Here is a 23,393-nt window from a genome sequence, read left to right as displayed (position 1 = left end):
TGGATTTATCCGCACGGATGCGGTCACTTACTCCTCCCAAGGTGACGCACACATGCTTCCTGAAGTCTTCCTCATCGCCGGTACCCGCCCCGAGGCCATCAAGCTCGCCCCCGTCGCGGCCGCCATGCGCGCCGCCGGTCGCCTGAACCCGGTCCTGGTCGCCAGCGGCCAGCACCCGACGATGGTCACCCAGGCCCTGGCCGCCTTCGACGTCGAAGCCGACGTGACGCTGCCGCTGCAGCGCGTGACCGGCAGCCAGCCGGAGCTGCTCACCGAGATGATCAAGCAGCTCGACGCGCTGCTGGAGACCCGCAAGCCGGCCGCGGTGGTCGTGCAGGGCGACACCACCACGACCCTGGCCGGCGCGATGGCCGCGTTCTGGCGCCGCATCCCGGTCGTGCACCTCGAGGCCGGCCTGCGCTCCGGCGACCTCGACTCGCCGTTCCCGGAGGAGGCCAACCGCAAGCTCGTCGGCCAGCTCGCCGCGCTGCACCTCGCCCCGACCGCGCTCGCCGCGACCAACCTGCTCGACGAGAGCGTGGCCCCGGCCAACGTGCTCATCACCGGCAACACCGTGGTGGACGCGGCCCTGGAGATCGCGGCCAAGGAGCTGCCGTTCGACAACGCCGGCGTGGCCGCCGCGGTCGACGCCGCCGAGCACGGCGAGGCCCGCCTGGTCCTCGTCACCGCGCACCGCCGCGAGTCGTGGGGCGAGCCGCTGGACCGCATCCTGCGCGCCGTACGGCGCCTGGTCGAGGCCTACCCGGACATCCGGGTCGTGCTGCCCGCCCACGCCAACCCGGCCGTGCGGGCCCAGGTCGAGGCCGGCCTCGCGGGCGTGCCCCGCGTGACGATCACCGACCCGCTGCCCTACCCCGCGCTCGCCCGGCTGCTGTCCCGCGCCTACCTGGCCCTGACCGACTCCGGCGGCATCCAGGAGGAGGCCCCTTCCTTCCGGGTTCCCGCTCTGGTACTGCGTGAGGTCACCGAGCGCGTCGAGTCCCTGCAGGCCGGGTGCGCCAAGCTCGTCGGCACCGACGAGGACCTGATCGTCGCCGAAGCCGCGAAGCTGCTCGACGACCCGATGCTGCGGCAGTCGATGACCGCCAGCGGCAACCCCTACGGCGACGGTCTCGCGTCGCAGCGCACCGAGCAGGCCGTCGCCGCCATGCTCGGCCTGGCGCCGCTGCCCTCCCCGATGCCCTCGTCCGCCTCGCTCGTCTGAGCTCTTCGGTTCTGAGCTCGTACTTCTGAGATTGGGTGCACAGTTCTATGCGTAAGTTGTCAGCTCTGCTCGGCCTCGTGCTGGTCGCGGTGCTCGGCCTGGCCGCTCCGGCGTCCCCGGCCCTCGCCGCGACCACCGCGAAAACGGTCTCCGGCGCCGGCGCCACCGGCTCCAACGCCGCGACGAAGACGCTAGTCCTCTACGACTACACGGGCGAGTACGCCTGGCTCGGCGAGGACTACGGGATGATGGCCACCAACCTCATCTCGCACTTCGGCGCCTGGACCGCCCACCCGGTCGGCTCCTACACCAAGGGCGAGCTGGAGAAGTACAGCGCGGTCGTCTACGTCGGCTCCACCTACGACGAGCCCATCCCGACCGCCTTCCTCGACGACGTGCTGGCCACCAGCAAGCCCGTCGTGTGGCTGTACGACAACATCTGGCAGCTGACCGCGCGCTCGGCGGACTTCGCGACGAAGTACGGGTACACCTGGAAGGGCTTCGACGTCTCCACCGTCGCCGAGGTCGACTACAAGGGCACCGCGCTGACCCGCGACACCCGCAACCTCGCCGGCATCATGGACTACGCCGTCTACGACAGCAGCAAGGCGGTCAGCGTCGCCGACGCCGTGCGCGCCGACGGCACGAAGTTCCCGTGGGGCATCAAGTCCGGCAACCTGACCTACATCGGCGAGATCCCCTTCTCGTACATCACCTCCAACGACCGCTACCTCGCGTTCTCGGACCTGCTGTACGACGTGCTCGCCCCGCAGACCGCCACCCGCCACCGCGCCCTCGTCCGCATCGAGGACGTCGGCCCGGACGCCGACCCGGCCGAACTGCGCGCCGTCGCCGACTACCTGTCCAGCAAGAAGATCCCGTTCACCGTCGCCGTCTACAGCCGCTACCGCGACCCGAAGGGCGTGAACAACAATGGCAAGGCCCAGGACTACACGCTGCGCCAGCGGCCACTGGTGGTCAGCGCCCTGAAGTACATGCAGAGCAAGGGCGGCACCCTGCTCATGCACGGCTACACGCACCAGCTCGACGCCCTGAACAACCCGTACGACGGCGTGAGCGCGAACGACTTCGAGTTCTTCACCGCCCACGTCGACGCCTCGGACGCCGTCATCTACGACGGCCCGGTCAAGAACGACTCGGCCCTCAACGTCACCGCCCGCGTCGTGGCCTCCCGCGCCGACTGGCTGCTGGCCGGCCTCTCCCAGCCGACCATCTTCGAGCCCCCGCACTACGCCGCCTCGGCCCTGGACTACAAGACCATCAACACGCTCTTCGGCGTCCGCTACGACCGCGGCCTGTACTTCCCCGGCACCCTCTCCGGCACCACGGTCGACAACAGCGTCGCCCACATGGTCGGCCAGTTCTTCCCCTACACGGTCCGCGACGTCTACGGCTCCACGATCATCCCGGAGAACATCGGCAACATCGAGCCGGAGCCGTTCAACCAGCACCCGGCCGTGCTGCCGGCCGACCTGATCGCCAACGCCAAGGCCAATCTGGCCATCCGCGACGGGGTGGCGAGCTTCTTCTACCACCCGTACCTGGGCACCTCCTACCTGAAGTCGACCGTCGAGGGCATCCAGGGCCTGGGCTACACCTTCGTCTCGGCCTCCTCGATGACGACCGTCGCCTGATTCCCCCTCCCCTGCCCACCCTCCCCATTCGCCCGTCGGCCGCATTGCACTGAGTCCCGCGACCGACGGGCGAACCACCGGCTGGTCGAGGCCGGGCTCCGAACCCTCGGAGCCCGGCCTTCGTCATGCCCCGACTTCCGTCGCCCGATCTTCCCCGCGCGCCAACCTCCGACGCCCGGCCCTTGCCGCGCGCCAACCTCCGACGCCCGGTCCTCGCCGCGCGCCGCCTTCCGTGCGTGTCTTCTGGCGGTGAGGGCTCTGCTGCGGGCGCCCTCTATGCCGACGGCTCGCATTGCTCGGCACGCACTCGCCCGCTGCCTTCCGTGCGGGTCTTCCAGCGGTGAGGGCTTCTGCAGCGGGCGCGCTCTATGCCGACGGCTCACATTGCTCGGCACGCACTCGCCCGCCGCGCACTCGCCCGCCGCGCACTCGCCCGCCGCGCACTCGCCCGCCGCGCACTCGCCCGCCGCGCACTCGCCCGCCGCGCACTCGCCCGCCGCGCCTTATCGCCGTGCACTCGCCCGCCGCGCCTTATCGCCGTGCACTTGCCCGGCCCTATCGCTGCGCACTCGCCCGGCGCTATCACCGCGCACTTGCCCGGCCTTATCGCTGCGCACTCGCCGGCCCTATCGCCGCGCAGTCGCCCGGCCTTTGCGCTGTGCACCACCTCCCACGCGCGTTGGTGCTCCTTTATGTCAACGGCCCGTTCGCTGCTGGCGTGCACACCCCCGTTAACGCACACGCCGGCCCGCGAAAGCCGCTTGTTGCTCGATCATCGGCGCCGAGGCCCGTCGCTTTTGGCGTGCACACCCCCGTTAGCGCACACGCCGGCCGCGAAAGCCGCTTGTTGCTCGGTCATCGGCGCCGAACCCCGCACTGGCTGGCTCGACGGCACCGTCCAACGTGACCCACCGCGGGTTTCGAACTGCTCTCCGCCGTGCGCACTCCCCCTCGGCGGGCGCACGTTTTGTTGCTCTTTCTTGTTGCCATTCGAAGTTGGCGGGGACTGGGCCGACCCGGGCTCGCAGACGTTGCTTTCGGGTCGGCCCGGCCCCGCCCATGACGGCGCGGGCACGGCACATCGCGACGCGACGCATCCCGGCGCGGTGCGGGTTCCGCGGGAGGGGATGTGCGCGGCTGCGAGGTCGACGCGGCCACAGCCGGCGCCGTCGGGCGCGATTTCGGGAACCTCAGGAGAGGTTCGCGATTTCGGGAACCTCAGGAGAGGTTCGCGATTTCGGGAACTTCAGGAGAGGTTCGGCGGGCCTCGCAGAATGGCTTGGTCGTCTGGCCGGCGGCCGCGGCCTGCGATCGGGATTTCGCTGTCCTTCATGCCCATAAGCTTTCTCCCCCGCCAACCCCGCCGGAAGAGAAACTTTGAACCTGTGGATAACCCCGGCGATCCGCAGCTCAAGGCCGCGGCGAGCGAACGCGTCAGTGCTCCAGCAACAGGTGGGGCATGAGACGCTCGACGGCGTCCAGGTCGTAGACGCGGCGGATCTCGGTGACCAGGCCGGCGTTGTTGACGGTCAGGAACTCGGCCAGGCGGAAGGTCTCGCCCGCGAGGGTGCAGTCGTAGATGAGGGCGGCCCGCCGGTCGAGGACCGTCTGGGAGAAGACCGCGATCGACTCAAGAGCGGCCGCGTAGTCCGTCAGCAGTTCGATGAAGTCGCCGTCCGGGTCCAGGTTGGTCTCGATGGTCGGGGCGGCGGCCAGGAGTTTGAAGAGGTCCGTGGTGCGGCCCGTGGTCCAGGCGGTGACCCAGCGGGCGGTGACGTCCTCCACCGCGATGTCCACGCCGCATATCCTCGCATGCGCACGAGCAACGCCCGCGCATGGCCGGACCACGCGCCCGAGAACCGCACGCGAAGAACAAGAGCCGCACGCCCAGCACGAGAGACGCACGCGAAGAGCAAGAGGCGCACGCCCAGCGCAAGACACGCACGCCCAGCGCGAGACACACACGCCCAGCGCGAAAGACACACGCCCAGCACGAGGCACACACGCCCAGCGCGAAACACGCACGCCCAGCGCGAGACACGCATACCCGGGGCGAGGCCATGCGCGCGAACCAAACGGCCGCGCACGCGCTGGCACTTTCAGGAAAGGGCTTTCCTCGGTACCATCGCCGGCATGTTGCGCATCGAGGCGGGGATTGGCGGCAAGGATCTGCTGGGCGGGGTCGAGCGGATGTTCGAGCTGTCCGCGGGGAAGATCCTGGCGCTGGAGGTCGGCGGCAGTTCGCCCGTGTTCACCGTCGACGGGCGGTACACCGCGCGCGGGTGGACCGAGTGGACGCAGGGGTTCCAGGTCGGGTCCGCGCTGCTCCAGTTCGACGCCACCGGCGACGAGACGTTCCGCGACCTGGGGCTGGAGCAGACCAGACGGGTGATGGCCCCGCACGTCAGCCACATCGGGGTGCACGATCACGGATTCAACAACGTCAGCACGTACGGTGCGATTCTGCGGCTGGTCAAGGAAGGCCGCATCGCCGAGCGCGAGGCGCCCGCGGCCGAGCTCGCGTTGAAGGTGTCGGGAGCCGTGCAGGCCGCGCGCTGGCAGAAGATCGAGGACGGCACCGGGTACATCTACAGCTTCAACGGCCCCCAGTCGCTCTTCGTCGACACGATCCGCTCGTGCCGCTCGCTCGCCGTCGCGCACTCGCTCGGGCATGTGCTCATGGGCGAGCACGACGAGCGGATCGACCTGCGGGTGCGGATGCGCGAACACGCGTACAACACCGCGAAGTTCAACGTGTTCTACGGCGCGGGCCGCGACGCCTACGACGTGCGCGGGCGCACCGCCCACGAGGCGCTGTTCAACGTGAACGACGGCCGGTTCCGCGCGCCGAGCACGCAGCAGGGGTACTCCCCCTTCTCCACCTGGACCCGCGGCCTCGCCTGGGCCATGCTCGGCTTCGCGGAACTGCTCGAGTACGAGCACGACGACACGTTCGAGCAGGCCGCCCGCGCGACGTGCGACTTCTACATCGACTCGTCCGCGGCCGACGGCGTGCCCTACTGGGACACCGGCGCGCCCGGGATCGCCCACCTGGACCTCGACGCGCCCGCCGACCCGTACAACGCGCACGAGCCGGTCGACGCCAGCGCGGCCGCGATCGGCGCCCAGGGCCTGCTCAGGCTGGGCCGCACGCTCGACGACGCGCGGTACACCCAAGCGGGACTCACGGTCGCGCAAACCCTGCTGACACACTACGTCGCGACCGACCCCGCGCATCAGGGGCTGCTGTTGCACTCCGTGTACCACCGTCCCAACGGCTGGGACCAGATCCACGAGGGTCAGCAGGTCCCGAACGGCGAGTCGAGCATGTGGGGCGACTACCACCTCCGCGAGCTCGGCCTCTACCTCCTACGCATCGAGAACGGTCCCTACTACACGTTCTTCGGAGGCACCGAATGAGCGCCATCCGCAGCATCGCGGCCACCAAGGCCCGAAGCGGGTTCGGAGGCACCGAGTGAGCGCCGCCATCGTGACCGGCGCGTCCCGCGGGATCGGCCGCGGCATCGCGATCGCGCTGGCCCGGGCCGGCTGGGACGTCGTGGTGAACTACGCGAGCAACGCCGACGCCGCCCGCGAGGTGGCGGCCGAGATCGAAAAACATGGATCAAAGGCCGCCATGGTACAGGCTGATCTCAGTCGATCCGATGACCGCACCCGCCTCGTGGCGGAGGCCTACGCGGCATTCGGCGACATCGAGCTGCTCGTGAACAATGCCGGCGTCGCGCCCGACGTGCGCGCGGACATCCTCGAGGCCGGCGAGGAGTCGTTCGACCGGCTCGTCGGGATCAACCTGAAGGGTCCGTACTTCCTGACCCAGCTGGTCGCCAACCGCATGATCGCGGCCGGCACCCAGGGCCAGATCGTCACCATCTCCTCGATGAGCGCCTACACCGCCAGCGTCAACCGCGGCGACTACTGCATCACCAAGGCCGGATTGTCGATGCTCACCAAGTTGTACGCCGCGCGCCTGGCCGAGCACGGCATCAACGTGTACGAGGTGCGCCCCGGCATCATCGCGACCGACATGACCGGCGGGGTCAAAGAGAAGTACGACCGGCTGATTTTCGACGAGGGCATCACGCCGATCCGCCGCTGGGGCACGCCCGAGGACGTCGGAAAGGCCGTGGTGGCGATCGCGAGCGGTTTGCTGGCGTTCTCCACGGGGCAGGTGATCGACGTAGACGGGGGCTTTCACTTGAAGACCCTGTAAGGCCCACATTCGGTTGTCACGGCCGCCGGTGTCGTTTTTCACGGAATACCGGCGGCCGGATGACGTGTCGCGAGCGGCCGCATCGGGTACGGCTTGTAGAGTGCGTCTGCGTCCGAATGTGGCCCTGAAGGCCGTCGCCTCGTTGTTGCTCTGCGGTCTCTTCGCCGGGGTGGTGGTGGCCGCGGCCGCGTTCCCGGGGCTGGCCTTCTCCGGCCTGGCCGCGAAGTCCGGGGCCGACACCTTCGAGGATCTGCCCACCGACCTGGACGTGCTGCCCTCGCCGCAGATCTCCTACGTCTACGCCAGTGACGGCAAGACGCTCCTGGCCATGATGTACGACGAGAACCGGCGCGACGTCCCGATCGCGGACGTGTCGCAGTTCATGACCGAGGCGATGGTCGCGGCCGAGGACAACCGGTTCTACGAGCACAAGGGCGTCGACCTCAAGGGTGTGGCCCGCGCGTTCGTCAACAACGAGAACGGCGGCGACCAGCAGGGCGCGTCGACGCTGACGATGCAGTACGTGCGGCAGGCGACCTCCTACTCGGCCCGCACCCCGCAGGACGTGGTGGACGCGACCGCCAAGACGCCGGCCCGCAAGCTCAAGGAAATGAAGCTCGCGATGGCGCTCGAGAAGAAGCTGACCAAACAGCAGATCCTGGAGCGGTACCTCAACATCTCCACGTTCGGCCACGGCGCGTTCGGCATCTACGCGGCCGCGCACGTCTACTTCGGCAAGGACCCCAAGGACCTGACGCTGCCGGAGTCGGCGCTGCTCGCCGGGCTGGTGAAGGCGCCCTCGACCAACGACCCGGCGACCGCCGACGGGCTGCCCAAGGCGCTCGCCCGCGAGTCGTACGTGCTGGACCAGATGGTCACGATGAAGTACATCACCGCGCAGCAGCGCGACGAGGCCAAGGCGGTCAAGCTGACCATCGTCGGGCAGCGCACGCCGGAGGGCTGCGAGCAGGTGCAGCGGGCCGACCTCGGCGCCGGCTTCCTCTGCGACTACCTGCGCCGCTGGTGGGACGAGCAGCCGGCGTTCGGCGCCGACGCCTATGACCGGGAGAACAAGCTGCGCTCAGGCGGGTACACCATCGTCAGCTCGTTGAACGTGCAGACGCAGGCGGCGGCGTTCAAGTACGCGAAAAATCAGCCCAATGTCGGTGGGGCGAATGTCGGCCTGGGCAACTCCGAGGCGGTGATGGTCGCCGCGGTCGAGCCCGGGACCGGGCGGGTGCAGGCGCTCGCCACCAACCGCAACTTCAGCAACGACCAGAGCGCGAACGGCAACAGCACCAACCCGGCGAAGAAGGGCCAGAAGGGCAACTATCCGAACACCACGGTGCCCTTCATCACCGGCGGCCCGGACGTGCCCGGCTACCAGGCCGGCTCCTCGTTCAAGATCTTCACCGCGGTCGCCGCGATGGAGTCCGGGCTGCCGCTGAACCACACCGAGGACGTGCAGGCGCAGTTCCAGTCGAACTATCCGATCGACGCGAGCAGCCCCGCGGCCTGCAACGGCCCGCACTACTGCCCGAAGAACTCCGAGGGCGACCCGACCGGCGTGTTCAACATGTGGCAGGGCTTCGGCATGTCGCTCAACACGTACTTCGTGCCGCTGGAGCAGCGCGTCGGGGCCGACCACGTGGTGGACGTGGCGAAGCGGCTGGGCATCCAGTTCCGCTCGCAGCAGGACGCGGACTTCGCCAAGGACGCCAAGGAGTGGGGCGCGTTCACGCTGGGCGTGTCCGACACGACGCCGCTGGACCTGGCGGGCGCGTACGCGGCGCTCGCGGCCGACGGCAAGTACTGCGCGCCGACCCCGATCACCGAGATCCGCGACCTCAACGGCAACAAGATCGACGCCGGCCAGCCGTCCTGCAAGCAGGTCGTCGACCCGGACATCGCCCGCGCGGCGGTGGACATGGCCCGCTGCCCCGTCGGCGACCAGTCGGCGTTCGGCGCGTGCCCGACCAGCGGTACCGCGATGGGCACCCACAACGACGTCGGCCGCCCGGTCGCCGGCAAGACCGGCACCACCGACAGCGGCAAGAGCGCGACCTTCGTGGCGATGACCAAGCAGCTGGCCGTGGCCGGCATGCTCACCGACCCGGACTGGCCGCAGGTCAACAAGACGATGTCGCACCCGGTCATCAACAACGCGGTGTCGTACACCCTGAAGGCGGCCCTGCAGGGTCAGCCGGTCGTGCAGTTCACCCCGCCGAGCCACCAGCGGGCGTTCGGGAACTGACCTCCCGGGCCGCCCGCTCCCGCAGCAGCGCGTGCACCTCGTCGATGTCCCCCGGCGAGGTGCGCGCCGCCAGCCAGTACATGACCCCGGTGGGGATGAAGAACACCTGGAACGCCGCCAGCCCGATGGCCAGGTTGGCCGGCGGCGGAAAGGCCCGCGCGAGCGCCGCGAACACCACCCCGACCAGCCCGTTCCCGGCCGCCCGCCCGACCCCGTTGACCAGGTTCCCGAGCGAGTACACGGTCCCCCGATGCTCCGGCGGGTTGACGTCAGCGATGAGCGCGAACCAGTTCGGCGAGTTCGCCGACGTCAGCGCGAGCGCCACGAGGGCGAGCAGGAACGCCCCCAGCAGCCCGGGCGACGTGAACAGCGACCCGAGCACGATCTCGAGCGCCCCTCGCCCCTCGGGATCCGGCAGGCCGATCGGGGCGAAGAACAGCAGGACGTACAACGGGATCCCGGCAAGAATCCCGATGGCCGCGACCTTGGCGCGTCCCCCGCCGTCGCGCCGCTGCCAGCGATCCCCGATCAGCCCGCCGACGATTGACAGCACCCCGCCGAGCTGGAACAACGTCGCGAGCAGCCCACCGACCGCGATCGCCGTCCGCTCGTCGTAGCCCTGCGCCTCGGCGCGCGCCTGGAAGAGCCGCGGCAGCCAGACCAGCGACCCGAACGCGGCCTGCGCGGTGAGCCCCTGCAGGATCAGCCACACGTTGGTGCGCCGCGCGACGATTTTCGGCAGGTCGGCGCGGGAGATGCGATGCTCGTACTCCTCGCCGGCCGCGAACACCGCCGCCAGATCGGGCTCGCTCTGGCCGCGGCGGATGTCGGCTGTCGTGAAGTACAAGATGGAGGCTGTGACGCCGAGTCCGGCGAGCACCCAGAAGGGGTTCTTCCAGTTCGCGCCGCCGAGCTGGCTGGCCACGAGGACTCCGGCCAGGGTGCCGACGCCCTGCGACAGCCCCCAGAGACTCATCACGAGCCCCCGCCGCTTGGGCGAAATCAGGTCGCTCACCACGGAGAACCCGACCGATCCGACGGCCCCGAGCCCGACCGCCGCGAACAACTGGGCGAGCAGGAACGTCCAGTAGCCGCCGGCCAGCGCACTCCCGGCGGTGCCGACGGCCCAGATCAGGGTGCCGATCATGAGCACGGGCTTGCGGTCGGTCCGGTCCCCCGCGTACGCCCAGAGGACCGCGGCCACCGCCGTCACCAGGTAGCCGATGGCGGTGACGACCCCTAGCGCGCCCTCGCCGACGCCCAGCGCGCGGCTGATGGGCGAGTAGAGGGGCGGCACGAGGCTGATCGCGACGTTGTCGAGCGAGGCCAGGATGATGAAGACGACCACGCTGTAGACCCGATGCACGCTCACACCCAACCATCGCCTTGGTCCGGCCCGCTACTCGGCTGGCTGGTGACGGGCTTGATCACGATATGTTGGGCGCTTCGCTTGCCCGACATATCGGATTTATACCCTGTCGGGCGAAAGACGTCCACATCGACGGGGATGATCGGCCGCGCGGTGTCGTGAGCTGCGGCGATGCCGGATGACTACGTCGGCGTAGGGATACGTAGGCGCGGGCGGCGGGCGTCTACGTATGTCGCGGCCGCGGAGTTACGTAAGCGATACCGATGGAACCGGCGCCTTACTCCGACACGATGGAGTCACAAGGTTGAAAGGGGCCCGCCACCATGAACATCCACGACACTCTGCTCAGCGAGATCGTCCGCCAGCGCCGGTTCGACATGCTCGACGAGAACAAGCACTGGACAAGCCGCGTGCGGCTCCGGCGTCGAAACCAGCGCGAGCACCTCTCCTGAGAGGACTTCCCGTGACCGAACCACGGGAGAGCAACAGCCCCGGCCCACCGCCGGGGCTGTTCTGTTTCCGGCGCCCCTACACATGACTAGGGCAAGCCGAAACCGAAGATACGTAACAGGTACGGATGGCACGCGGCCCTTACGACGCGACGATTGACGCATGCATCCAGTCTTCTTGTACAGCCAGTTGCAGCACCGTCAGCAGGGCCTGCTCGGCCTCGAGGGGCACCGCCGCGCGAGTGAGCGGGTGGAGCGCCGCGGGTGGTGGCGCAGGTCGCGTCCGTCACAGGCGGAGGAGAGCCCGCCCGCCGGTAGGCTGGTGGCGTGCGGGCCAGCCGTAGCGGAATGTGCCAGGTGATGGTCGGCCGCGACGACGAGCTGCGCCGCTTGCGCCGCCTCCTCGACGGGTCCGAGCCTTCCATCGCCATGCTCGGCGGGGAGCCGGGGATCGGCAAGAGCCGCATGGTCCAGGAACTGTTCACGGGACTGCCCGAGACGGTTCCGGTCCTGGACGGCCAGGCCGATCCCGGCACCCTGAGCCGGCCGTTCGAGGTGCTCCTCGACGCCATCGACGACAGTCAGCGCTCCGAGCTGCTCGACCCCGAGCTGCTGCGCACGGTCACCGACGCATCCCGCTCGATGATCGACCGGATCCAGGCCGGGCTGGAGATCGTGCGGCTGCTGACCACGCCGGGGCCGTCCATCGTGGTCTTCGAGGACCTGCACTGGGCCGATTCGGAGAGCGTGGCCCTGTTCGAGCGGATCGCCGAGCTGCCCGGCAGCCGGCTGCTCATCGGCACGTACCGGCCCGACGAGGTCACCCGCCGCCACCCCCTCGCCGATCTGCTGACCCGGCTCGAACGGCGCTACACGGTCACCAATGTGCGGCTGGAGCGGCTCAGCCTCGCCGACACGTCGATGTTCCTCAAGTCCGCCACCGGTCGCCCGCCCGCCTACCGCACGGCGTTGTCGCTGCACAACCGTACCGGCGGCAATCCGTTCTTCCTCGAGGAACTGCTCAAGAGCAACGGCGACGCCGACCTCGACACGCTGTGCGACCGGCCGCTGCCGTGGAACATCGCCGAGGCGTTGCGCCGGCAGGTCGACGACCTCGACACGGCCGAGAAGCGCATCGTGGAGGCGGCCGCGGTGCTCGGCCGCAAGGTGCCGTTCGACCTGCTCGCCGCGGTCACCGGCTTCGACGAGAACGAGCTCATCGACGGCCTGCGCGACCTGGTGCGCCGCGGGCTCATGGTCGAGACCGGCGACGACGAGTTCAGCTTCCGGCACGCCCTGACCCGCGAGGCGCTGGTCGACGAGATGCTCGCCCGCCAGCGCCGCCGCCTGCACGAGCTGGCGCTGGAGACGCTGCTGTCGACCGGCTCCAAGGACTACGCGCTGGTCGCCCACCACGCCCGGGGCGCGGGGCGCTACCTCGACATGGTGGAGGCCGCCCGCCGGGGACTTGTCGTGTACCTCGCGATGGGCTCGCCGTACCAGGCCCTCCAGCTCGCCGAGATGGGCCTCGACGAGCTGCCCGACGACGTGGAGCTGCTGTCCTGCGGCGCCCGCGCGGCGTGGCTGGCCGGCCTGCTCGACGACGCCCAGGAGCTCGGCCGCCGCTGGCTCGACGCCGCCGCCACCCGCGAGGAGCGCGCCGACGCCCTGCGGCTGCTCGTGCGGCTCAGCTGGGAGGTCGGCAGCAGCGGCAGCATGCAGGAGCGCGCGGCCGAGCTGCGGCGGGAGATCGCACCGCTGGAGGACGGGCCGGCCAAGGCGCACGCGTACGCCGCGATCGCCCAGGCGTACATGCTGCACGACGACACCGAGCGGGCCGTGGCCTGGGCCGACATGGCGATCGCCCTCGGCGAGCAGCTCGGCCTGCCCGCCGTCTGGCTGGCCGGCAAGGTCGAGAAGGGCTCGGCCCTCGTGAACGTGGCGGCCGGCGTCGACGAGGGCGTCAAGCTGCTCAACGAGGCCGCGCAGGAGGCCGAGGAGGCCGGCGAGTGGCTGCTGGCGGCCCGCTCGCTCAACAACCTGTACAACCTGCTGCCCGGCGGCCCCGCCGACTGGTCCGCCGCGCTGGAACGCATGCGCACCTTCGCCGAGCGCGCGGGCTTCGAGTCCCTGGCCGTGGCCGCGTACTTCCAGGGCCGCGCCCGCCTCGCCGTGCAGGAGGGCAACCTCGCCGAGGCCCTCGCGGAGCTGGAGTCGGCGCGGCGCCGCGACCGGGGGCTGCTGCGCACCCGCAACGGCAGCGACTACCACGGCGTGCTCTTCGCCGGGCTGCTGCTGGAGGCCGGCGAGCTCGACAAGGCCGACATGGTGATCCGCGGGCTGATCGAGTCGTCGCTGGACGCCTACACGATGCTCACCCAGACGTCCGTGCCCGGCCTGCAGTTCCACCTCGCCTGCCGGCTCGGGCGCACCGAGCTCGCCCGGGAGCTGCTGCGCACGGTCCTCGACGCCGTGCGGGTCACCGGCGTCACCGGCCGCGACTTCGCCCACGACCTGATCTCGGCCGGTCTCGCCACCGGACTCTCCGTGGACGAGCTGCGGCCGATCGCCGCCGCCATCGACGACCCGCTCTTCGACGACGCCTACCGGTGGCTGGCCGACGCGCAGATCGCCGAGGCCTCCGGAGCAACAGACGAAGCCCTTCGCTTGTACCGCGCAGCCGTCGCCGAACCCACCATGTTGCTCCCGCCGCATCGCGGCACCGGGCACCTCGGCGCCGCGCGCTGTTACCTGGCGCGGGGCGACCTCGAGTCCGCGCGGGCGGCGGTCCGGGCCGCGGAGCCGCACCTGGCCCGCTGGGCCGGCTGGCGGGTCGCCGAGCTGACCGGGCTGCGCGGGCGGCTGGGCATGACGGCGCCCACGGCCGGCGGCGACGAGTCGCTGACCCCGCGCGAGCGCGAGGTGGCGGTGCTGCTCGCCGAGGGGCTGACGAACGCCGAGCTGGCCCGGCGGCTGTACATCTCGCCACGCACCGCCGCCGTGCACGTCTCGAACATCCTGAGCAAGCTGAACCTGGAGTCCCGCACCCAGATCGCCGCCTGGGTCAGGTCACGCGGCACACCCTGAATCCGGCGCCACGCACGCGGATCGCGGCCCGGGTCCGGTCGCGGGGCGTGCCCTGAACCTGGCGCCGTGCCTGCAGATCGCGGCCTGGGTCGGGTTGCGCGGCACGCCAACGCCGTAGCTACGCCCGCGGGCTTCGGAGATACTCCCGCAGGCTTTGGAGATACTCCAGCGGGCTGATGTGCGGGTTGCCGCGGACGCCTACGCTGTGGGCATGTCGTGGTCGATGACCACCCTGCTGGCCGCGTGGGCCTTCGTCGGGACGCCCGGTGACGTCGTCGCCGTGGCGACCGCGGTGCTGGCCGCGCTCGCCGTCGTGCTGGCGGCCCGGCTCGTCGCCGGTGCCCCGGCCGCTCCCGCGCAGCTGCACGCCCTGCCGGCCCGGGCGCGGATCGCCCTCGGGCAGGCCGTTCGCTCGGTCGACCCCGACGCGGCGGGCCGTCCGCGTCCCCGGGCGCCCGGAGTCTGATCCCCGCACCTCGCATCCGACGTCTGTCCACGTCGGACGGTGCGCGCTGCCCTCATCAGACTCCGTGCGATCGAAAGGTCGTTGCCGTGCTGCACCATGTCCTTCTCGCCCTGTCCACCGTCCTCGGTTCCGTCCCCGCGGCGATCGTCGCCGCCACCCTCGTCCTGCGCGCCCTGCTGCTCCCGCTGAGCCTGCGCGGCTACCGCGCCGAGCGGATTCGGGCCGGGCTCGCACCCCAGCTCGCCGAGATCCGCGCGCGCCACCAGCACGAGCCGGTCGTGCTGGCCGAGAAGACCACCGCCGTGCTGCGCCAAGCCGGATCGGGCCCGTTCGCGGGGCTGCTGCCGGCGCTCGCGCAGGCTCCGTTCGTCTGGCTGCTGTACCGCGAGTTCACCAACGGCACCATGCACGGCCACACCCTGCTCGGCGCCGACCTCACCCAGCGGCTCATCGGCCATCCGGCGCTGCTGGCCGGCTGGCTGATCGTGGCCGCGCTGGCCGGGATCGCCCTGTGGAACGTGCGGCAGCTGCCGGCCGGCTCGCCCGGGTTCGTGCGGGTGCTGTCGTTCGCGACCGTGGCGTTCGCGCCGTTCGTGCCCCTCGCCGCCGGGATCTACCTGGTGACGACCGGCGTCTGGACGGCGGCCGAGCGGTACATCTGCCGGCCCCGGACTTTGGTGAGCTAGATGGGGAAGTTCTTTTGAAATCTGCAAAAGTTCGGTCGGTACTAGCGGAAGCATCGGCCTCCATCTACGCTCTTCACTCAAGCGACATTCGGCGATGTCGTGCCATCCATGGATCCCTATCGACACGTTTCCTCACCGCTAGGGGGAGCCCGTGCGTACGGGTGTGTGGCTGGTCGGCGCGCGTGGTTCAGTCGCCGTCACCAGCATTGTCGGGGCCGCCGCGCTGCGGGCCGGGCTGGCCGAGCCGATCGGGTGCGTCACCGAGCACCCGCGGCTGCGCAGCCAGGCCCTGCCCGCGTACGCGGACCTCGTGTTCGGCGGCCACGACGTCGTCAACACCGGGCTGATCAAGAAGGCCGAAGCACTGGCCGCGGCCGGGGTCGTCCCGGCCCGGCTGGTCGCGGCGCTCCACAGTGAACTGTCCGCGGTGGACGACGACCTCCGGCCGATGCCCAAGGACGCCGCGGCGATCCGGGCCGACCTGGAAGCATTCCGCGACCGCCACGCGCTCGAGCGGGTGGTCGTGGTCAACGTCGCCTCGACCGAGCCGGCCGTCGAGCCGCATCCGGCGCACGCCTCGCTCGCGGCGCTGCACGCGGCCGGGGAGGGGGTGCTGCCGCCGAGTGCGGTCGCGGCGTACGCGGCGTTCACCGCCGGCTGCTCCTATGTGGACTTCACGCCGTCGACCGGGGCGCGGCTGCCGGCGCTGCACGAGTTGGCCGTGCGGCACCGGCTGCCGTACGCGGGGCACGACGGCAAGACCGGCGAGACGCTGCTCAAGTCGGTGCTCGCGCCGATGTTCGCGATGCGCCGCCTGCACGCCACCTCGTGGTCCGGCCTCAACCTGCTCGGCGGCGGTGACGGGGCCACGCTCGCCGAGCCCGGCGCCAACGCGGCCAAGTCGGCCAGCAAGCAGCGCGTGCTCGGCGAGACGCTCGGCTACGTGCCGGACGGGACGACCCGCATCGAGTACGTGCCCGCGCTCGGCGACCACAAGACCGCCTGGGACCTGGTCACCTTCGAGGGCTTCCTGGGCACCGCGATGCGCATGGAGTTCACCTGGCACGGCTGCGACTCCGCGCTCGCCGCGCCGCTCGTGCTCGACCTCGCGCGCCTCGCCGCCGCCGCGCACCGCAACGGGCGGGTCGGGCCGCTGGCCGAGCTCGCGTTCTTCTTCAAGGACCCGATCGGCGCCACCGAGCACGGCCTGGCGGCGCAGTTCGAGACCCTCGCGGCGTTCGTACAGGACCTGCGATGAGGACGGGAGCTGCGGTGAGGGCCAGGGATCTCGCGGAGCTGGTCCGGGCGCCCGCGGCGCTGTCGGTGCCGGGCGACATCATCGCGGGCGCGGCGGCGGCGAAGGACCTCGGCCCGCGCACGGCCGGGCTGGCCGGGGCGAGCGTACTGCTGTACTGGGCCGGCATGGCCGCCAACGACTGGGCCGACCGCGAGGTCGACGCGCGGGAGCGGCCCGAGCGGCCGATCCCGTCCGGCCGCATCAGCGCCGGCGCGGCCCTCGGCGTCGCGACCGGGCTGACCGCGGCCGCCGTGGTCGCCGCGGGCCTCGCCGGTGGCCGGAAGGCGCTGCGGGTCGCCGTTCCGCTGGCCGGGGCGGTCTGGGCGTACGACACACGGCTCAAGACCCCCGCGCTCATGGCCACCTGCCGGGCGCTCAACGTGCTGCTCGGCGCGAACCGCCGGCCGCACCGCGCGGTGGTGCCGGCGGCGATCGTGTTCGCGCACACGTACACCGTGACGGCACTGTCGCAGTTCGAGGTGCACGGGGCGACACCGGCGCTGCCGAAGCGCACCCTCGCCGGGACGGCCGCGATTGCCGCCGCCGCCGGGGGAACGCCCGCCGCCGGGGCGCTGGCCGCGTGGTACGCCATCCGCTACGGCCGTCCGCAGCTCGACGCGGTCGACAAGCCCGACGCGGAGCACATCCAGCGCGCGGTCGGGGCCGGCATCGTGAACCTTCCGGCGCTGCAGGGCGCGCTCACCGCCCGCGCCGGGAGACCGCTGCTCGGGCTGGCCGTCGCCGCCGCCGCACCGCTCGCCAAGCGGCTGGCGCGGTGGGTGAGGCCGACATGAGGTACGGCTACGGGACCAACGGCTTCAGCAACCACCGGCTCGACGACGCGCTCGCCGTCATCGCCGACCTCGGGTACGACGGCGTGGCGCTGACGCTCGACCACCACCACCTGGACCCGTTCGACGCGAACATCGCCCGGCACGTGCGCGAGGTCGCCGCCCGCCTCGCCGAGCTGCGACTCGGGGTCGTCATCGAGACCGGCGCGCGGTTCCTGCTCGACAAGTGGCACAAGCACGCGCCGACGCTGCAGGACGACGAGCCCGGGCCGCGCATCGACTTCCTGCGCCGCGCCGTGCGCATCGGGGCCGACCTGGGCGCCGAGGCGGTCAGCTTCTGGGCCGGCGTCCCGCCCCGCGACCTGGACCGGGGCGAGGCCTGGCGGCGGCTGGTCGGCGGCTGCGCGGAGGTGCTCGAGGCGGCCGAGGGCGCCGAGATGATGCTCGGGTTCGAGCCGGAGCCGGGCATGCTCGTCGAGTCCATCGCCGACTGGGAGCGGCTGCGCGCGGACCTCGGTGCGCCGGTCTACTTCGGACTGACCCTCGACATCGGCCACTGCCGCTGCCTGGAGCCCTATCCGGCGGACGAGTGCGTGCGCCGCGCGGGCGACTCGCTGGTGAACGTCCAAATCGACGACATGCGCCGCGGCGTGCACGAGCACCTGGAGTTCGGCACCGGCGAGGTCGACTTCCCGCCGGTCCTGCGCGCCCTGGCCGACATCGGCTACGGCGGCCTGGTCGCGGTCGAGCTGCCCCGGCACAGCCACGCCGCGCCGACCATCGCCCGGGAATCCCTGGCGTTCCTGCGAGCCAAGGAGGCGGCGTGAACCTCACCGACAGCCTGCGCGAAGCGCTCAATGACACGGTCTGGCTGGACACGGCTCTGGAGACGGTGGAACGCCAGCCGTCCGCGATCGCCCGGCTGTTCCCGGCCGTCGGCCGGCAATGCGGCCGCTGGATGCTCAAGGAACCGGCCGGGTGGAGCGTCGACGACGCCGCGCGGGTGCTGCTGCTGCAACGGTTACCAACCAAGGACGAGGTGCCGCAGTTGTACCGCCACGGCGACGCGGCCGAGAAACGCGCGATCCTGCGGGCGTTGCCGCTGCTCGATCTGCCGGCCGACAGTGTCGTGCCGATCCTGCAGGACGCGTTGCGCACGAACGACGCGCGGCTCGTGTCCGCGGCCCTCGGCCCGGCCGCCCGCGCGCTGGATGCGGCGGCGTGGCGACAGGGAGTACTGAAGGCGGTCTTCATGCAGCTGCCCCTCGACACCATCGCCGGCCTCGACGAGCGCGCGGACGCCGAACTCGGGGTGATGCTGCGCGGGCTGGCCGACGAACGCCGCGCCGCCGGCCGGACCGTGGCCGCCGACGCCACCGCGCTGTTGCACCGGATCGAGCAGAGGGGCCAGTGATGCGCATCTTCGACCCGCACATCCACATGACGTCCCGCACCACCGACGACTACGAGCGGATGGCCGCGGCCGGGGTCCGGGCGCTGGTCGAGCCGGCGTTCTGGCTCGGGCAGCCACGCACGAGCGTCGGCTCGTTCACCGACTACTTCGACGCGCTGGTGGGCTGGGAGCCGTACCGGGCGAGCCTGTTCGGCATCCGCCACCACGCCACGATCGCGCTCAACCCGAAGGAGGCCAACGATCCGCGCTGCCGCGAGGTGCTCGGCGTCCTGCCGCGCTACCTGGAGAAGGACGGCGTGGTCGCGGTCGGCGAGGTCGGCTACGACTCGATGACCCCGGAGGAGGACGAGGTGTTCGCCGCGCAGCTGGCGCTCGCGATCGAGCACGACCTGCCGGCGCTCGTGCACACCCCGCACCGCGACAAGGCGCGCGGGACCGCGCGGACGCTCGACGTCGTGCGTGAGTCCGGCCTCGAACCGGGCCGCGTCGCCGTCGACCACCTCAACGAGGTCACCGTCGGGGCCGTCGCCGAATCGGGCTGCTGGATGGGGTTCTCCATCTACCCGGAGACCAAGATGACGGCCGAGCGGATGGTGCACATCCTGCGCGAGTACGGCCTGGAGCGGATGCTCGTGAACTCCGCGGCCGACTGGGGGCGCTCGGACCCGCTGCTGACCGTGCGCACCGGCGAGGCGATGCTCGCGGCCGGGTTCACCGACGACGACGTGGACCGCGTGCTGTGGCGCAACCCGGTCGAGTTCTACGGCCAGTCCAAGCGGCTCGACCTGTCCGATGTGGACGCCGCCGACTCGTTCGCGGGCAACTCGATCCGGCGCGGGGGCTCGTGATGCGGCTGCGCCACCCCGACGGGCAGACGGTGCACCTCGCGTACGGCACGAACGTGCATCCGGCCGAGGACCTGGACGGCATCGTGCGGCAGCTGTCCACCTACGCGACGCCGATGCGCGAACGGCTGGGCGCGGACCTGCTCGGGTTGGGCCTGTGGCTGAGCGCCGGGGTCGCCGCCGAGCTCGCCGCGGACGCCTCCGCGCGCCGCCGGCTGCGCCGCGAACTCGACGCGCGCGGTCTGGAGGTGGTGACCCTCAACGGGTTTCCCTACCGCGAGTTCCACGCGCCGGTCGTCAAGCGCGCCGTGTACGTGCCGGACTGGGCCGATCCCGCGCGCTTGCGGTACACCCTGGATCTGGCCCGGATCCTGGTCGACCTGCTGCCCGAGGACGCGGTGCGGGGCTCGATCTCCACGCTGCCGCTGGGCTGGCGCGATCCGTGGGACGGCCCGCAGGCGGAGCGGGTGGCCCGGGCCCTGGACGCGCTCGCGCAGGGGCTGGCCGGGCTGGAGGTGCTGACGGGGCGGACGATCCGGGTGGCGTTCGAGCCGGAACCGGGTTGCGTCATCGAGAACACGTTGCAGGCCACCGTGCACCTCGCGCGGGTCGACCGGAGCCGGCTGGGCGTCTGCGTCGACCTCGCGCACCTGGCGTGCGCGTGGGAGGACCCGGTCGTCGCCGTCCAGCGCCTGGCCCGGGCCGGCCTGCCGATCGTGAAGATCCAGGTCTCGGCGGCGCTGGAGGTCGCCGATCCGGCCGTCGCCCGCGACACGCTCGCGCACTACGCCGAACCGCGCTTCCTGCACCAGACCCGGACGTCGGGCTGCCGGCACTCGTTCGACGACCTCGACGAGGCGCTCGCCGACGACGCGGTCGGCGGCGAGCCGTGGCGGGTGCACTACCACGTGCCGCTGCACGCCGAGCCCGAGCCGCCGCTGCGGTCGACCACGCCGGTCCTGCGGGCCGGGCTCGCGGCGCTCGTCGGCGGGCCGGTCGCGGCGTGCGACCACCTGGAGGTCGAGACGTACACCTGGAACGTCCTGCCGCCGGACCGCCGCCCGGACGGCCCGCGGGCGCTCGCCCACGGCATGGCGGCCGAGCTGGCCTGGACCCGCGACACGCTCAACGATCTGGGGCTCAAATGAACAAGCTGGTGGTCCTGAACGTGGTCGGGCTGACGCCGCGGCTGCTGCCGCACATGCCGAACCTGGCCGCGCTCGGCCCGGCCGCGCCGCTCGAGCCGGTGCTGCCCGCCGTCACGTGCTCGGTGCAGTCGACGTTCCTGACCGGCGAGGAGCCGGCCGGGCACGGGATCGTCGGCAACGGCTGGTACTTCCGGGAGCTCGGCGAGGTGCTCCTCTGGCGCCAGCACAACGCGCTCGTCGGCGGCGAGAAGCTGTGGGACGCGGCGCGCCGGGCCGAACCCGGGCTCACCGTGGCCAACGTCTGCTGGTGGTACGCGATGGGCGCCGACGTCGACTGGACCGTCACGCCGCGGCCGATCTACTACGCGGACGGGCGCAAGGAGCCGGACTGCTACACGTACCCGCCGGAACTGCACGACGAGTTGCAGGACGCGCTCGGGCCGTTCCCGTTGTTCACCTACTGGGGGCCGAACGCCGGCATCGCCTCCAGCACGTGGATCGCGCGCGCCGCCGAGCGCATCATCGCCGCCAAGGACCCCGGCCTGACCCTGGTGTACCTCCCGCACCTCGACTACGACCTGCAGCGCTACGGCCCGTCCGACCCGCGGGCCGGGCAGGCCGCCGCCGCGCTCGACGCCGTGCTCGGGCCGCTGCTGGACGCGGCGCGGGCGAGCGGGCGGGCGATCGTGGCGCTGTCCGAGTACGGCATCACCGACGTGCACCGCCCGATCGACGTCAACCGGCTGCTGCGCGCCGAGGGCTGGCTCAACGTGCACACCCAGGACGGGATGGAGTACCTGGACCCGTGGACGTCCCGGGCGTTCGCGGTCGCCGACCACCAGATCGCGCACGTGTACGTGCGGGATGCGGCGGACGTCGCCGCGGTGCGCAAGCTGTGTTCCACGCTGGACGGGGTGGGCGAGGTCCGCGACTCGCTCGGGCACGAGCGCTCCGGCGAGCTGGTGCTGCTCGCCGAGCCGGACGCCTGGTTCACGTACTACTACTGGCTCGACGACGCGCGGGCGCCCGACTTCGCGCAGCTCGTGGAGATCCATCGCAAGCCCGGCTACGACCCCGCCGAGCTGTTCTTCGACCCCGCCGGGCCGGGTGCGGCCAAGGCGAGGGCCGGGCTGGCGCTGCTGCGCAAGAAGGCCGGGATGCGGTACCGGATGAGCGCCATCGGCCTCGATGCCGGTGCCCGCGCGGTGAAGGGGTCGCACGGGCTGCTGCCGGCCGATGACGCCGACGGGCCGGTCTGGCTCTGCGACGACCCGGCGTTCCGGCCCGACCGGGTGCCGGCCACGGGCGTCAAGAGCCTGCTGCTACGGCTTCTCGCAGCAGGTGATGCGCGGACTTGATGCGGTACATCTCCGCGTCCGCCAGGCGCATCAGGTTGTCCAGGTCGCCGTCGCGCGCGGTCGCCGCGCCGATGCTCGCGTCCACCTCGACCGTCGCCGCGCCCAGCCGCACCGGCTGGGTGAGCGACGCGCGCAACCGCGCGGCCACCTCGTGCGCGCGGTGCGTGTCAGTGTCGTGCAGCAGCACCACGAACTCGTCGCCGCCGAGGCGGACCACCAGGTCGTGGTCGCGCACCTCGGCGCGCAGCCGGGCCGCGGTCACCTGCAGCAGCTCGTCGCCGGCGGCGTGGCCGAGGCGGTCGTTGACCTCCTTGAAGCCGTCCAGGTCGAGCACCAGCACCGACGTCGGGCCGCCCGGCCGCACGCTCGCGCGGGCGTGTTCGTGCAGCAGGTGCCGGTTGCCCAGGCCGGTGAGCGGGTCGTGCAGGGCCTGCGCGCGCAGATCCCGGGCCTGGGCGCGCAGGCTGGCCCGGGCCGCCGCGAGCTGGTCGAGGTGGTTGTGGTGGGCGCGGGACAGCAGGCCGGTCAGGACCGCGACCACGAGCTCGAGGCCCGGCGCGATGCTGACCAGGTCAGCCTCCACCTGGCGGCCGACGAGCTGGGGCGAGTAGATGTAGAGCAGCCCGCCGGCGACCGCCTCGGCGGCGAAGACGGCCAGGGCGCCGGTCAGCTGGTGGCGGTACGCGCCGACGATGATCGGAATGACCATGAGCGGCCAGAACACCAGGTCGGGATTGCCCGCCGAGCTGTAGACCATGGCGATGATGGCCAGCGTGTCGACGGCGAGCAGGACCGCGCTGACCCGCGGGTACCGGCGGTGGGCGACGTTGCGCAGGGCGTACACCCCGAGGACGTTGATGAGGGCCTCGGCGACGGCCGCGCTGATCCCGATCACGGTCGACATCCCCGGGATCGCGGGCAGCACGAGCAGCTCGGCGACGATCCACACCACGGCGGCGGCCCGGCTGATCAGGCCCGCCCACTCCAGGCTGCGGCGCATCCGCACGAGCGCGTCATCGACCTGGAAGGGCTGCATGCAGGTTCACTCGGCGAAACCGACCCCGACCTGAGCCGACGCCGAACCTGAGAAGAATCACAGGTTAAACCCCTAAGGAACG

The 23,393-nt window shown here is 71.5% G+C and carries 19 protein-coding genes; 16 read left to right on the top strand and 3 right to left on the bottom strand.

All coding sequences use genetic code 11. The annotated features are described in order from the left end of the window. Positions 1-52 precede the first annotated feature (52 nt). Both wecB and ACQP00_RS10660 read left to right on the top strand, forming a co-directional pair. Positions 53-1,225: a non-hydrolyzing UDP-N-acetylglucosamine 2-epimerase gene (gene wecB / locus ACQP00_RS10665; protein WP_433217801.1), complete on the top strand. Its 1,173-nt coding sequence runs from the start codon at positions 53-55 to the stop codon at positions 1,223-1,225. Between the two features lie 47 nt (positions 1,226-1,272). After that, positions 1,273-2,880, top strand: coding sequence for a DUF2334 domain-containing protein (locus ACQP00_RS10660; RefSeq protein WP_433217799.1), 1,608 nt, complete (start codon positions 1,273-1,275; stop codon positions 2,878-2,880). A gap of 1,434 nt (positions 2,881-4,314) precedes the next feature. Here ACQP00_RS10660 and ACQP00_RS10655 read toward each other — a convergent pair. Continuing rightward, positions 4,315-4,677, bottom strand: a complete 363-nt coding sequence (locus tag ACQP00_RS10655) for a hypothetical protein (RefSeq protein WP_433217797.1) — start codon at positions 4,675-4,677, stop codon at positions 4,315-4,317. Positions 4,678-5,013: 336 nt separating this feature from the next. Here ACQP00_RS10655 and ACQP00_RS10650 point away from each other — a divergent pair, with 336 nt between their 5' ends. The 3 genes from ACQP00_RS10650 to ACQP00_RS10640 all read left to right on the top strand — a co-directional run bounded on the left by ACQP00_RS10650 (position 5,014) and on the right by ACQP00_RS10640 (position 9,365). Beyond that, positions 5,014-6,300: a hypothetical protein gene (locus ACQP00_RS10650; RefSeq protein ID WP_433217795.1), complete on the top strand. Its 1,287-nt coding sequence runs from the start codon at positions 5,014-5,016 to the stop codon at positions 6,298-6,300. A 55-nt stretch (positions 6,301-6,355) separates the two neighbouring features. Then, positions 6,356-7,111 (top strand): 3-ketoacyl-ACP reductase, encoded by a 756-nt coding sequence (locus ACQP00_RS10645; protein ID WP_433217793.1) that lies wholly within the window; start codon positions 6,356-6,358, stop codon positions 7,109-7,111. Between the two features lie 100 nt (positions 7,112-7,211). Further along, positions 7,212-9,365, top strand: coding sequence for a transglycosylase domain-containing protein (locus ACQP00_RS10640; protein WP_433217791.1), 2,154 nt, complete (start codon positions 7,212-7,214; stop codon positions 9,363-9,365). Here the strand turns inward: ACQP00_RS10640 and ACQP00_RS10635 are convergent. Further along, complete coding sequence (locus ACQP00_RS10635) at positions 9,328-10,743, bottom strand: MFS transporter (RefSeq protein WP_433217789.1); 1,416 nt, start codon at positions 10,741-10,743, stop codon at positions 9,328-9,330. The genes ACQP00_RS10640 and ACQP00_RS10635 overlap by 38 nt on opposite strands. Positions 10,744-11,057: 314 nt before the next feature. On the opposite strand from ACQP00_RS10635, the gene ACQP00_RS10630 reads away from it, so the two are divergent. The 11 genes from ACQP00_RS10630 (at position 11,058) to ACQP00_RS10580 (ending at position 22,275) form a co-directional block, all read left to right on the top strand. Continuing rightward, positions 11,058-11,186, top strand: a complete 129-nt coding sequence (locus ACQP00_RS10630) for a hypothetical protein (RefSeq protein WP_433217787.1) — start codon at positions 11,058-11,060, stop codon at positions 11,184-11,186. A gap of 324 nt (positions 11,187-11,510) precedes the next feature. Next, entirely contained in the window at positions 11,511-14,270 is a 2,760-nt protein-coding gene (locus ACQP00_RS10625; RefSeq protein ID WP_433217785.1) for an ATP-binding protein, read from the top strand. A 211-nt stretch (positions 14,271-14,481) separates the two neighbouring features. Beyond that, on the top strand, positions 14,482-14,736 hold the full coding sequence (locus ACQP00_RS10620; protein ID WP_433217783.1) for a DUF6412 domain-containing protein: 255 nt from the start codon (positions 14,482-14,484) through the stop codon (positions 14,734-14,736). Between the two features lie 86 nt (positions 14,737-14,822). Continuing rightward, positions 14,823-15,422 carry a YidC/Oxa1 family membrane protein insertase gene (locus ACQP00_RS10615; protein ID WP_433217781.1) on the top strand — a complete coding sequence of 200 codons (600 nt, stop codon included), beginning with the start codon at positions 14,823-14,825 and terminating at the stop codon, positions 15,420-15,422. A gap of 151 nt (positions 15,423-15,573) precedes the next feature. Continuing rightward, positions 15,574-16,680, top strand: coding sequence for an inositol-3-phosphate synthase (locus tag ACQP00_RS10610; protein ID WP_433217779.1), 1,107 nt, complete (start codon positions 15,574-15,576; stop codon positions 16,678-16,680). Positions 16,681-16,694: 14 nt separating this feature from the next. Beyond that, the gene (locus ACQP00_RS10605) at positions 16,695-17,513 is read left to right on the top strand and encodes an SCO3242 family prenyltransferase (protein ID WP_433217777.1); all 819 of its coding nucleotides are present in this window, start codon (positions 16,695-16,697) and stop codon (positions 17,511-17,513) included. Then, the gene (locus ACQP00_RS10600) at positions 17,510-18,337 is read left to right on the top strand and encodes a sugar phosphate isomerase/epimerase family protein (protein WP_433217775.1); all 828 of its coding nucleotides are present in this window, start codon (positions 17,510-17,512) and stop codon (positions 18,335-18,337) included. Before ACQP00_RS10605 ends, ACQP00_RS10600 begins: the two co-directional genes overlap by 4 nt. Next, the gene (locus tag ACQP00_RS10595) at positions 18,334-18,924 is read left to right on the top strand and encodes an EboA domain-containing protein (RefSeq protein ID WP_433217773.1); all 591 of its coding nucleotides are present in this window, start codon (positions 18,334-18,336) and stop codon (positions 18,922-18,924) included. Before ACQP00_RS10600 ends, ACQP00_RS10595 begins: the two co-directional genes overlap by 4 nt. Further along, positions 18,924-19,772 carry a TatD family hydrolase gene (locus ACQP00_RS10590; RefSeq protein WP_433217771.1) on the top strand — a complete coding sequence of 283 codons (849 nt, stop codon included), beginning with the start codon at positions 18,924-18,926 and terminating at the stop codon, positions 19,770-19,772. The genes ACQP00_RS10595 and ACQP00_RS10590 overlap by 1 nt, the downstream gene beginning before the upstream one ends. Beyond that, a complete protein-coding gene (gene eboE, locus ACQP00_RS10585) occupies positions 19,772-20,917 on the top strand; it encodes a metabolite traffic protein EboE (protein ID WP_433217769.1) in 1,146 nt (381 codons plus the stop codon). The genes ACQP00_RS10590 and eboE overlap by 1 nt, the downstream gene beginning before the upstream one ends. Next, entirely contained in the window at positions 20,914-22,275 is a 1,362-nt protein-coding gene (locus ACQP00_RS10580; RefSeq protein ID WP_433217767.1) for an alkaline phosphatase family protein, read from the top strand. The genes eboE and ACQP00_RS10580 overlap by 4 nt, the downstream gene beginning before the upstream one ends. Here the strand turns inward: ACQP00_RS10580 and ACQP00_RS10575 are convergent. Further along, complete coding sequence (locus tag ACQP00_RS10575; RefSeq protein ID WP_433217765.1) at positions 22,226-23,311, bottom strand: diguanylate cyclase; 1,086 nt, start codon at positions 23,309-23,311, stop codon at positions 22,226-22,228. The genes ACQP00_RS10580 and ACQP00_RS10575 overlap by 50 nt on opposite strands. Positions 23,312-23,393: the final 82 nt, after the last annotated feature.

The sequence above is a fragment of the Dactylosporangium sp. CS-047395 genome (assembly GCF_050942185.1).
GTDB lineage: Bacteria > Actinomycetota > Actinomycetes > Mycobacteriales > Micromonosporaceae > Dactylosporangium.
Note: the sequence above shows the minus strand (reverse complement) of the source record. Positions and strands in the feature narration are given on the sequence as shown.

Excerpts from the sequence above, each read along its gene's own strand:
- wecB (WP_433217801.1), top strand. The coding sequence starts at position 53 with ATGCTTCCTGAAGTCTTCCTCATCGCCGGTACCCGCCCCGAGGCCATC.
- ACQP00_RS10660 (WP_433217799.1), top strand. The coding sequence starts at position 1,273 with ATGCGTAAGTTGTCAGCTCTGCTCGGCCTCGTGCTGGTCGCGGTGCTC.
- ACQP00_RS10650 (WP_433217795.1), top strand. The coding sequence starts at position 5,014 with ATGTTGCGCATCGAGGCGGGGATTGGCGGCAAGGATCTGCTGGGCGGG.
- ACQP00_RS10630 (WP_433217787.1), top strand. The coding sequence starts at position 11,058 with ATGAACATCCACGACACTCTGCTCAGCGAGATCGTCCGCCAGCGCCGG.
- ACQP00_RS10620 (WP_433217783.1), top strand. The coding sequence starts at position 14,482 with ATGTCGTGGTCGATGACCACCCTGCTGGCCGCGTGGGCCTTCGTCGGG.
- ACQP00_RS10600 (WP_433217775.1), top strand. The coding sequence starts at position 17,510 with ATGAGGTACGGCTACGGGACCAACGGCTTCAGCAACCACCGGCTCGAC.
- ACQP00_RS10590 (WP_433217771.1), top strand. The coding sequence starts at position 18,924 with ATGCGCATCTTCGACCCGCACATCCACATGACGTCCCGCACCACCGAC.
- eboE (WP_433217769.1), top strand. The coding sequence starts at position 19,772 with ATGCGGCTGCGCCACCCCGACGGGCAGACGGTGCACCTCGCGTACGGC.
- ACQP00_RS10580 (WP_433217767.1), top strand. The coding sequence starts at position 20,914 with ATGAACAAGCTGGTGGTCCTGAACGTGGTCGGGCTGACGCCGCGGCTG.
- ACQP00_RS10575 (WP_433217765.1), bottom strand. The coding sequence starts at position 23,311 with ATGCAGCCCTTCCAGGTCGATGACGCGCTCGTGCGGATGCGCCGCAGC.